This window comes from Sphingomonas sp., from assembly GCF_019242355.1.
In the GTDB taxonomy this organism is placed as follows: Bacteria; Pseudomonadota; Alphaproteobacteria; order Sphingomonadales; family Sphingomonadaceae; genus Sphingomicrobium.
Window position 1 is genome coordinate 19,690 of the sequence record NZ_JAFAVR010000039.1, and the last position, 7,564, is coordinate 27,253.

9 protein-coding genes and 1 tRNA gene are annotated in these 7,564 nt (G+C 66.5%); 5 read left to right on the forward strand and 5 right to left on the reverse strand.

What is annotated here, in order from left to right; translation table 11 throughout:
- Positions 1-60 precede the first annotated feature (60 nt).
- Entirely contained in the window at positions 61-1,242 is a 1,182-nt protein-coding gene (locus JOZ79_RS01700; RefSeq protein ID WP_294069720.1) for an MFS transporter, read from the forward strand.
- Here JOZ79_RS01700 and JOZ79_RS01705 read toward each other — a convergent pair.
- The 3 genes from JOZ79_RS01705 to JOZ79_RS01715 form a co-directional block, all read right to left on the reverse strand.
- Positions 1,205-1,834 (reverse strand): cytochrome b/b6 domain-containing protein, encoded by a 630-nt coding sequence (locus JOZ79_RS01705; protein WP_294069723.1) that lies wholly within the window; start codon positions 1,832-1,834, stop codon positions 1,205-1,207. The two genes, JOZ79_RS01700 and JOZ79_RS01705, sit on opposite strands and share 38 nt — an antisense overlap.
- 83 nt (positions 1,835-1,917) lie before the next feature.
- Entirely contained in the window at positions 1,918-3,972 is a 2,055-nt protein-coding gene (locus tag JOZ79_RS01710; protein ID WP_294069725.1) for a 3-hydroxyacyl-CoA dehydrogenase NAD-binding domain-containing protein, read from the reverse strand.
- Positions 3,973-4,052: 80 nt separating this feature from the next.
- Positions 4,053-4,205, reverse strand: coding sequence for a hypothetical protein (locus tag JOZ79_RS01715; protein WP_294069728.1), 153 nt, complete (start codon positions 4,203-4,205; stop codon positions 4,053-4,055).
- A gap of 134 nt (positions 4,206-4,339) precedes the next feature.
- On the opposite strand from JOZ79_RS01715, the gene purS reads away from it, so the two are divergent.
- Both purS and purQ read left to right on the forward strand, forming a co-directional pair.
- On the forward strand, positions 4,340-4,585 hold the full coding sequence (gene purS / locus JOZ79_RS01720) for a phosphoribosylformylglycinamidine synthase subunit PurS (protein ID WP_294069732.1): 246 nt from the start codon (positions 4,340-4,342) through the stop codon (positions 4,583-4,585).
- Positions 4,582-5,250: a phosphoribosylformylglycinamidine synthase subunit PurQ gene (gene purQ, locus JOZ79_RS01725; protein ID WP_294069735.1), complete on the forward strand. Its 669-nt coding sequence runs from the start codon at positions 4,582-4,584 to the stop codon at positions 5,248-5,250. The genes purS and purQ overlap by 4 nt, the downstream gene beginning before the upstream one ends.
- On the opposite strand, the gene JOZ79_RS01730 is transcribed toward purQ, so the two are convergent.
- Complete coding sequence (locus JOZ79_RS01730) at positions 5,247-5,456, reverse strand: hypothetical protein (RefSeq protein WP_294069738.1); 210 nt, start codon at positions 5,454-5,456, stop codon at positions 5,247-5,249. The genes purQ and JOZ79_RS01730 overlap by 4 nt on opposite strands.
- 30 nt (positions 5,457-5,486) lie before the next feature.
- Positions 5,487-6,227, reverse strand: a complete 741-nt coding sequence (locus JOZ79_RS01735) for a queuosine precursor transporter (RefSeq protein ID WP_294069741.1) — start codon at positions 6,225-6,227, stop codon at positions 5,487-5,489.
- Positions 6,228-6,286: 59 nt separating this feature from the next.
- On the opposite strand from JOZ79_RS01735, the gene JOZ79_RS01740 reads away from it, so the two are divergent.
- Together JOZ79_RS01740 and JOZ79_RS01745 are read left to right on the forward strand one after the other, a co-directional pair.
- Positions 6,287-6,363 (forward strand) — tRNA-Arg (locus JOZ79_RS01740).
- A 67-nt stretch (positions 6,364-6,430) separates the two neighbouring features.
- Positions 6,431-7,564: hydantoinase/oxoprolinase family protein (locus tag JOZ79_RS01745; RefSeq protein ID WP_294069744.1), on the forward strand; the 1,134-nt coding region annotated here is incomplete at its 3' end.

A 7,564-nucleotide genomic window follows, 5' to 3' on the forward strand; every position in this document is an offset into this window, starting at 1 on the left:
CGACGCAAAGTTGTCGGGCGCAGACTTGCGTCGTCCTGTCGCCCGGACCAAAGGCTGCGAGTGAGCACTCGCCCTCCCCTGCCCCGGACCGTCTGGGTGCTCGGCTTCGTCAGCCTGCTGATGGACCTGTCGAGCGAAATCTATCACGCGCTTCTGCCGGCCTTCGTGACACTCGCGCTGGGCCTGCCGGTAAGCGTCCTCGGCGCAATCGACGGGGTCGCCGAGGCGACGGCGAGCTTCGGCAAGCTGTTCTCCGGCCGGCTGTCCGACCGCAGCCGCAAGCGGAAGCCGTGGGTGCTTGCCGGCTATGGTCTCGCGGCGCTGTCGAAACCTCTGTTCCCGCTGGCCGGGAGCGGCGTGGCGGTGATGGTCGCGCGTTTCACCGACCGCGTCGGCAAGGGCATCCGTGGTGCGCCGCGCGACGCGATGATCGCCGATGAGACGCCGCCGGAAATCCGCGGGCGGGCGTTCGGCCTGCGCCAGGCCCTCGACACGGTGGGAGCGCTCATCGCACCACTGCTGGCCATTGGCATGATGATGCTTCTCGGCGGCAATATCCGCCTGATCTACTGGATCGCGATCATCCCCGCAGCAGCGTCGGTGCTGCTCGCCTGGCTTGCGCTCCGCGAGCCGGAACAGCATCTCGCGCCATCCAAGGCCTCTCCCTTTTTCCGCGGCTTCCGCGATCTGGACAAGGAGACCAGGCGGCTTCTCGCGGTCGGGTTCCTGTTCACGCTCGCGCGCTTTTCCGAGAGCTTCCTGATCCTCAAGGGCATGGAAGCCGGCCTTTCGGAAAGCTGGTCGCCGGTGACGCTCGCAGTGTTCAACCTCGCGTATGTCGCGCTCGCCTACCCGGCGGGAGCGCTCAGCGACCGGATGAAGCCGCGCTCGATCCTGATGGCGGGAATCGTCGTCCTGATCGCCGGCAACGTCGTGCTCGCGAAGTCGGCGACTCCGCTCGGCCTGTTCATCGGGGTTGTGCTTTGGGGCGCACACATGGCGATGACCCAAGGCATCTTCTCGCGAATGATCGCCGACAGCGCGCCCGAGCATTTGCGCGCGACGAGCTTCGGCGCCTTCTGGTTCGTGACCGGGATCGGCTCACTGCTGGCAAGCCTGGGCGCCGGCTGGCTGTGGGACCGGAGCGGCAGCGGCGCGGCGTTCCTGACCAGCGCCGGAATCGCGGCGGTGGCGGTGGCGATGCTCAGTCTTCTGAACGAGCCGCCGATCCCTGGCCGATGACGACCGGCTCGTCGACCGGGTCGCGAAACGGCGGCATCCGCCCGGCGGCGCGGTTCCGGTCGATGAACTGGTGCTTCAGAGCAGCCGCGACATGAAGCGCCATGAGGAGGATCAGCAGCCAGACCGCGAGGACGTGAATGTTCGCTGCGAGCTCACCGAAATCCTTCGATATTCCCGGCACCTTCGGAATCTGGACGCCGCCGAGCAAGGTGATCGTCGGCCCTTCGGTATGGCCTGACACCGCGAGCAGCCCGCCGATCGGAATGGCGATCAGCAGGAGGTAGAAAAGGCGGTGATTCCAGGTTCCTGCGGCACGCTCCCACGCCGGCAACTCGGGCGGATAGGGCGGCGGCGGGTTCATCAGGCGATAGGTGAGGCGCGCAATCGCGACCAGAAGGATAACCGCGCCGATCGTACGGTGCCAGGTGAAGAGATCCGTGCGCCGAGGGCCCTGCGCCAGGTCGGCGAAGCTGAATCCAAGCCACAACTGGAACAATACCAGCGCGACGGTCAGCCAGTGGAAGGTGACGGCCACGTTCGAGTAGCGCCGAAGCGGATGCTGATCCCGGGCCTCGATGGTTCGGTCTGCCATGCCTGGTCTCCCCTTGCGTCGTGCCAAGAACGAGACACGGGGCACGATGGGTTCCATCCTGCCCAAAAGCCCATGCCAGCCGCCTAGCGTGTGAAGCTGTCCCCCTTCGCTGCCATGTCGAGCAGGAGGTTGGAGAAGCTGAACTCCGGCTTCAATCGCTCTTCCTGGCGCCTGAGGCCGTCGACAATCTTCGCAAGCCCCTCACTGTCCGCCCAGAACATCGGGCCGCCGCGATAGACCGGCCAGCCGTAGCCGTAGACCCAGACGACATCGATGTCCGACGCGCGCTGGGCGATGCCTTCCTCGAGGATCTTCGCGCCTTCGTTGACCATCGTGTAGAGCGTGCGCTCGACGATCTCCTGGTCTGTGATCTCGCGGCGCTGGACGCCGTTCCTGGCAGAGAAATCCTCGATCACCTGCTGCACCAGCGGCGACGGGGTCGGTCGGCGCTTGTCGTCATAATCGTAGAAGCCGGCGCCCGTCTTCTGGCCCCGGCGCTCCATTGCGCACAGCTGGTCGCGGATCGTCTCGACCCGGCTGGGGTCGCGGTGCCAGCCAATGTCGACGCCGGCGAGGTCCTGCATCTGGAACGGGCCCATGGGCATGCCGAAGTCGACGTGGACGCGGTCGATCTGCTCTGGGCTGGCACCTTCCAGCAGCAGCCTGGTCGCCTCGTTCTGGCGCTGGCGGAGCATGCGGTTGCCGATGAAGCCGTGGCAGACCCCGGCGACCACCGGTACCTTGCGGATGCGCTTTCCCAGAGTCATCGCGGTGAGGAGCACGTCGGGCGCTGTGGCGTCGCCGCGCACCACCTCGATCAGCTTCATGATGTTGGCCGGCGAGAAGAAGTGCAGCCCGACAACGTCGGCCGGCCGCGAGGTAACGGCCGCGATCTCGTTCAGATCGAGGTAGCTTGTGTTGGACGCGAGAATCGCACCCGGCTTCGCGATCTTGTCGACCCGCTCGAACACCTCCTTCTTCACGTCCATATTCTCATAGACGGCCTCGATGACGAGGTCGCAGTCCGCGAGCGCAGCAAAGTCGAGCGTCGGCTGCAGGTAGTCCATCGCCGTTTCGACCTGGTCGGCCGTGAGCTTCCCCTTGGCCGCGCTCGCTTCGTAGTTCCGGCGCATGATGCCGGTGCCGCGGTCGAGCGACTCCTGCCCCATCTCGACGATGGTGACGGGAATGCCGGCGGACAGGAAATTCATGGCGATGCCGCCGCCCATGGTGCCGGCACCGATCACGCCGACCCTGGCGATCGCGCGAGGCGCCGTGTTCTCGGGCAGGCGATCGATCCTGCCGGCCTTGCGTTCGGCGAAGAAGAGGTGGCGCTGCGCCGCGGACTGGGCGCCGGTCATCAGCTCCATGAACAATTTGCGCTCTTCGACGACTCCTTCGGAATAGGGTGTCGAGCACGCGATCTGCACCGCCTTGATGTTCGCTTCGGGCGCGTCGAAGCCGCGGAACCGCTTCGCATTCGCCTTGCGGAAGTCGTCGAACAGGGCCGGATCGCATTCTTCGATCTTGCCCTGCCGCTCCGAGGATTTGGGCAGCGGGCGTACGTCGCGGACCTCTTCCGCATAAGCGACGGCATGTGGAATGAGGTCCCCTTCCACCAGCCGGTCGACGAGGCCGCAGGCGAAGCCGTCACGAGCGCCGATCGGCGTGCCGGAGGTGACCATTTCCAGCGCTTTGCGCACCCCGGCGACGCGCGGCAGCCGTTGGGTGCCGCCGGCCCCCGGGAGCAGGCCGAGCTTGACTTCCGGCGTACCGAGCTTCGCCGAGGCATCGGCGACGCGATAATGGCAGCCGAGCGCGATCTCGAGCCCGCCGCCCAATGCAGTGCCGTGGATTGCGGCGACGACTGGCTTGCTGCAGTTTTCGATCGCCTCGACCACTGTCGGCAGCCAAGGCTGTTGCGGCGGCTTTCCAAACTCGCTGATGTCGGCACCGGCGAAGAACGTCTGCCCCTCGCAGGCGATGACCACGGCGCGCACGTCGCCATCGGCCTCCGCTTCGGCGATCGCGTCGACCAGACCCTGACGAACCGCGGTCGAGAGCGCGTTGACCGGCGGGTTGTTGCTGAGGACGATGAGCACGTCGCCGTGCCTTCGGGTCGAGATCGGGCCTGGCATTCACGCGCTCCTTGGGAGAGCGCGGGCTAGGACCCGGACGAAGACCTTGCAAGTGCGCCGGCGCGACGGCCGGGCGGCGGTCAGCTCCGGGCCTTGTAGCCGCTCAGGATGCCGAGGATGAAGCTCGTCGCAAGGGCGAGCTGCACCTTCCCGTCGGGATCATCCCAGCCGAAATATTTGGCTCCGAAGCCGAACAGCGCGATGAAAATGGCGATTGCGATGCCACCGACCATAAGGCCTTCTCCAGAACGAGCTTCCCCGACTGCGGGCCGGAATGCGCCCGCGAGGTAAAAAGACGGTAAAGCTTGCCGCGTCCGTCCGCCGTCGCCATAGCGGCCGGACACGCTCACCAGTGCTAGGCGACGGCATGAAGGCCCGCATATTCATCACCCTCAAGCCCGGGGTGCTCGACCCGCAGGGCAAGGCGATTCATCACGCGCTGGAGGGTCTCGGGTTCGGCGGCGTCAACGACGTGCGCGCCGGCAAGCTGATCGAGCTCGAGCTTGCGGACGGGACCGAGGACAAAGCGATCGAGGACATGTGCCGAAAGCTCCTCGCCAATACGGTCATCGAGAACTTCCGCATCGAGCGGCTGGAGGGCGCGCAGCAGTGAAGACTGCAGTCATCGTCTTCCCGGGATCCAATTGCGACCGCGATCTCGCGGTTGCGCTGGAGCAGGTGACGGGCCGCAAGCCGGCGATGGTCTGGCATCGCGAGACCGAGCTTCCGGAAGGCATCGACTTCATCGGGGTGCCAGGCGGCTTCTCCTATGGCGATTACCTGCGGTCCGGGGCGATGGCGGCACGGTCGCCGGTGATGGGCGCGGTTCGCGACGCCGCCGCGCGGGGCGTGCCGGCGATCGGCATCTGCAACGGATTCCAGGTGCTGACGGAGGCCGGGCTCCTGCCGGGGGCGCTGATGCGCAACGCGGGCCTTCGCTTCATTTGCCGGCAGGTGCCGCTCCGGGTCGAGAACAGCCAGAGCCTGTTCACTTCGCAATATGAAGCGGGCGAAAGGGTCACCTTCCCGGTCGCGCACCATGACGGCAATTATCAGGCGGACGCAGGGACTTTGGAGCGACTCGAGGGCGAAGGCCGCGTCGCCTTCCGCTATCTCGATGCGTGCAACGGCTCGTCGAACGACATTGCCGGAATCCTCAACGACGCCGGCAACGTGCTCGGCCTGATGCCGCACCCCGAGCGGGTGGTCGAGCCCGCCCACGGCGGCACCGACGGACGCCGCCTGTTCGAAGGCCTGCTGGAGACGGTGGGCGTCTAGCGCTTCGGCTTGATCGGGACTTCGGTGCAGCCACTGGTCGAGGGCGGCGCCATGCACATCAGCACGCGGTCGCGGCCGGGCGTGTCGATCACCCGGGTGTAATGATCGAGGGTCATCGGGTCGACCATGATGACGACGGTGGCAGCCTGGGCCGCGGCGGCCGATGCAAGCAACGCTGCGCCGAGCGCAAGCCGAACGATGATCATCCGCGAATCCCCCTTCGCATCAAACGAGCGTTAAACGCGGGCGGAGAATGGCGTGAAATTCGTTCCCACGTCAAATACTTCCACGCCCTCGTGTCGTTTCAGCCATCCGACTACGGCGTAGGTGACGGGAGTCAGCACCACTTCCCACCCGACCTTCAGGACAAACTGGCTGAGCATCACCTGGAGCATGGCGTCGGCGGGCCAGTCGGCGAGGCCGTAAAAGGCGAGCGGATAGAAGATCAGGCTGTCCGCGCCCTCGCCGACGATCGTGCTGCCGATCGTCCGGGTCCACAGATAACGGCCCCTGGTCCAGATCTTCATCTTCGCGAGCACGACCGAATTGAGGAAGTCGCCGGCCCAGAAGGCGGCCATCGACGCGAGGATGATGCGCCAGCCGCTTCCGAACACGCGCTCGTAGGCCGGCTGTCCAGTCCAGCCCGGCGCGACGGGGAGACGAACGACCGTCCATTCCATCACGGCCATGAAGGCCAGCGCGGCGAAGCCCGCCCAGATCGCCCGGCGCGCGCGCGCATATCCGTAGACCTCGGTCAGGACGTCGTCGATGACATAGGAGATCGGGAAGAACAGGATGCCCGCGCCGAATGGCCATGGCCCGATGCCGGGCAACGGAACGACCGATCGTTTCTCCGCGCCGATCACGTTCGACAGCAGGAGCACGACGACGAAGGCTACCATCACGATATCGAACGCGCGAAAGTGCGCGCCCGTCAGGTCGCGCGCCTCGACTGCTCGCCGTTCGCCCCGCTCCATGAGCCGTAGGCGTAGCGCGGTTCCGCTTCGCGTCAATTGCGGTTAGGTCTGTGGCGTGCGCGCCCGTAGCTCAGTTGGATAGAGCACGAGCCTTCTAAGCTTGTGGTCGCAGGTTCGAATCCTGCCGGGCGCGCCAGTCGACAGCCCGGGGTGCGCGGAACGCTCTTGAGTTGCGCGGGGAAGCTGTCTTTGGATGTCGGCCCATGAGCCGTGCCTGGTCGTTCGCCATCGATCGCGGTGGCACCTTCACCGATATCGTCGGCCAGAGCTCCGACGGGCTGCAGCGCGTCATGAAGCTGCTGTCGGATAACCCCCGCCAATATGCGGACGCCGCGCTCGAGGGCATTCGTCGCATCGTCGCGCAGGACGGCGGGTCGGTTGCATCGGTGCGGATGGGGACCACGGTCGCGACCAACGCGCTGCTCGAGCGCACGGGCGACCGCACTGCGCTCGTCACGACCCGCGGCTTCGGCGACGCTCTTCGCATCGGCTATCAGGCGCGGCCGGACATCTTCGCCCGGCACATCGTCCTGCCATCGATGCTGTACGACGCCGTTGCCGAGCTGGACGAGCGGGTCGGCGCGTCGGGCGAGATTGTCGTGCCACTGGACGAGGCAGGCGCGCGCGCCGCGTTGCTTGCGCTTCGGGAACAGGGATTCGACAGCGTCGCCGTCCTGTTGATGCATGGCTGGGCCTTTCCGGGCCACGAGCGGCGCGTGGCGGAGCTCGCGAGGTCTCTCGGCTTCACCCAGGTCTCCGCAAGCCACGATGTCGCACCCGTGATCAAGTTCGTTGCCCGAGGCGATACGACCGTCGCGGATGCCTATTTGTCGCCCGTGCTGCGGCGCTACGTCGACCGCTTCGCCGCGGGGCTACCCGCCCGCGCGAAGCTCCAGTTCATGCAGTCGAACGGCGGCCTCACCGACGCGCGCGTCTTTCGCGGCAAGGATGCAATCCTGTCCGGTCCGGCGGGCGGCGTCGTCGGCATGGTCGCTGCAAGCGGGCCGCATGGGGGTGAGCGGCTGATCGGCTTCGACATGGGCGGAACTTCGACGGACGTGTCGCACTATGCCGGGACCTTCGAGCTTGCCGAGGAGAGCGTCGTCGGCGGGGTCCGAATCCGCGCGCCGATGATGGAGATCAACACCGTCGCGGCGGGCGGCGGATCGGTTTGCCGTTTCGACGGCATGCGATTCCGCGTGGGTCCGGAGTCCGCGGGCGCACAGCCGGGTCCGGCCTGTTACCGGAACGGCGGTCCGCTGACGATCACCGACTGCAACCTGGTGCTTGGTCGGATCGTGCCCGAGCTGTTCCCGGCTGTCTTCGGACCCAGTGGT